The following is a 2,536-nucleotide window of genomic DNA, read 5'->3' as shown; positions in this document are numbered from 1 at the left end:
GGGGGGGGGGCGTTTTTTATTTTCGCTTTCCCTCGCCATGCGGCAGAACTTCAATCCATAAAATCGCCATTCAATTAGTGTGATCAACCAGTTATTCGGCGAAATATCTATATAATAATCTATTCCATAAGCCAATAACCGCAGCATGGCGAGTTATCAGACATTTTCGGCGCGTTCTGGCATACGCGTTCATACTTTTTGGGAAAGTAATACAAGGCGAAGGAATATGAATACAACTGCACCTACGGGCTTGCTGCAGCAACCTCGTCCGTTCTTTATGATCTTCTTTGTGGAGCTCTGGGAACGTTTTGGCTATTACGGCGTTCAGGGGATCCTGGCGGTCTTCTTTGTTAAACAGCTGGGCTTCTCTCAGGAACAGGCCTTTATCACCTTCGGCGCCTTCGCGGCGCTGGTTTACGGGCTGATCTCCATCGGCGGCTACGTGGGCGACCATTTGCTGGGGACCAAACGCACGCTGGTGCTCGGCGCCATTGTGCTGGCTATCGGCTACTTTATGACCGGGATGTCGCTGCTGAAACCGCAGCTGATCTTTATCGCTCTCGGCACCATCGCCGTCGGCAACGGTTTGTTTAAAGCCAACCCGGCGAGCCTGCTCTCCAAATGCTATCCGCCGAAGGATGCCCGTCTCGACGGGGCATTTACCCTGTTCTATATGTCGATAAACATCGGTTCGCTGCTGTCGCTGTCGCTGGCGCCGGTGATCGCCGAAAAATTTGGCTACGCGGTAACCTATAACCTGTGCGGCGCGGGGCTGATTATCGCGCTGCTGGTCTACTTCGCCTGCCGCGGGATGGTGAAAGATATTGGCTCCGAGCCGGATCATCGCCCCCTCAGCCTACGCAATCTGGCGCTGGTGCTGGCCGGTACGGTGGTAATGATTTTTCTCTGCGCCTGGCTGATGCATAACGTGATGATCGCCAACCTGGTGCTGATTGTTCTGTCGGTCGTGGTTATTGCGTTCTTTTTCCGTGAGGCGTTTCGCCTCGATAAAACTGGACGCAACAAAATGTTCGTCGCCTTTATTCTGATGATCGAGGCGGTGCTGTTTTACATTCTGTATGCCCAGATGCCGACCTCGCTGAACTTCTTCGCCATCAACAACGTCCATCATGAGATCCTTGGCTTTACCATCAACCCGGTCAGCTTCCAGGCGCTGAATCCCTTCTGGGTAGTGGTCGCCAGCCCGGTGCTGGCGGCGATCTACACCCATCTCGGTCATAAGGGTAAAGACCTGACCATGCCGGTGAAATTTACCCTCGGGATGTTCCTCTGCGCGCTGGGCTTCCTGACCGCCGCAGCCGCCGGGATGTGGTTCGCCGACGCCCAGGGGTTAACCTCGCCGTGGTTTATTGTGCTGGTTTATCTGTTCCAGAGTCTGGGGGAACTGTTAATCAGCGCTCTGGGGCTGGCGATGGTTGCCGCGCTGGTGCCGCAGCATCTGATGGGCTTTATTCTGGGGATGTGGTTTCTGACCCAGGCCGCCGCTTTCCTGCTGGGCGGCTATGTGGCGACCTTTACCGCGGTGCCGGAAAACATCACCGACCCGCTGCAGACCCTGCCGGTCTACACCAATGTGTTCAGTAAAATTGGCCTGGTGACGCTGGGCGTCACGGTGGTAATGGCGCTGATGGTGCCGTGGCTGAACCGGATGATTAATACACCGGCCAGCGCCGAGTAACCGTTTGAGATGGCCGATCCGCTGGCGCCGTTTGTTTAAATATTGCGGTTCCCGGCTCGCGCTACAATTTGGTAGCCCGGATAAGGCGCTTTGCCCGCTATCCGGGTGATATCACAACGGCGAAAAATTACGCCGGCGTACCGGCGTAAATATCAAACCGATGCCCTTTGGTCACCACCGCATTCGGCGTGGCGACATCCGCCAGCGGCGGCGCATAATCCGGGCGCTTCACCACCACCCGCTTAGTTGCCAGCTGGCGCGCCGGGGCCAACAGACCATCGGCGTCTAAATCCGGCCCCACCAGCGACTGAAAGACGCGCATCTCTTTCTTCACCAGCGCGCTTTTCTGCTTATGCGGGAACATCGGATCGAGGTACACCACCTGCGGGCGCGGGGTGATATCGGTTAACGCCGTCAGGCTGGAGGCGTGGATCAGCTGCAGCCGCTCCTGCAGCCAGCCGCCGATTTCCGCGTCAGCATAGCCGCGCGCCAGGCCATCATCGAGCAGCGCGGCGACCACCGGATTACGCTCCAGCATCCGCACGCGACAGCCGACCGACGCCAGCACAAAGGCATCGCGTCCCAGCCCGGCCGTCGCATCGACGACATCCGGCAGGTAATCGCCTTTAATACCCACCGCTTTAGCCACCGCTTCGCCGCGGCCGCCGCCAAACTTGCGCCGGTGGGCCATCGCCCCGCCGACGAAATCGACGAAGATGCCGCCAAGCTTGGGCTCATCGCGCTTGCGTAGCTCCAGATGCTCCGTCGTCAGCACCAGCGCCATCGGGTTACCGTCATCCTGCTCCAGCCCCCAGCGGGCGGCTAAAACAGATAAGG

At 57.9% G+C, this 2,536-nt stretch carries 2 protein-coding genes; one reads left to right on the top strand and one right to left on the bottom strand.

The window, feature by feature from the left end:
* Positions 1 to 226 precede the first annotated feature (226 nt).
* Positions 227 to 1,699: a dipeptide/tripeptide permease DtpB gene (gene dtpB, locus HMPREF9538_RS19325; protein ID WP_002921264.1), complete on the top strand. Its 1,473-nt coding sequence runs from the start codon at positions 227 to 229 to the stop codon at positions 1,697 to 1,699.
* A 127-nt stretch (positions 1,700 to 1,826) separates the two neighbouring features.
* Here the strand turns inward: dtpB and rsmJ are convergent.
* Positions 1,827 to 2,536 (bottom strand): 16S rRNA (guanine(1516)-N(2))-methyltransferase RsmJ (gene rsmJ, locus HMPREF9538_RS19330; RefSeq protein WP_009484490.1); only part of this gene is annotated, 710 nt, incomplete at its 5' end.

The sequence above is a fragment of the Klebsiella sp. MS 92-3 genome, assembly GCF_000195655.1.
Classification (GTDB): Bacteria; Pseudomonadota; Gammaproteobacteria; order Enterobacterales; family Enterobacteriaceae; genus Klebsiella; species Klebsiella pneumoniae.
The sequence above is the reverse complement of the archived record's forward strand: the minus strand, read 5'-3'. Positions and strand labels throughout refer to the sequence as shown.

Excerpts from the sequence above, each read along its gene's own strand:
- dtpB (WP_002921264.1), top strand. The coding sequence starts at position 227 with ATGAATACAACTGCACCTACGGGCTTGCTGCAGCAACCTCGTCCGTTC.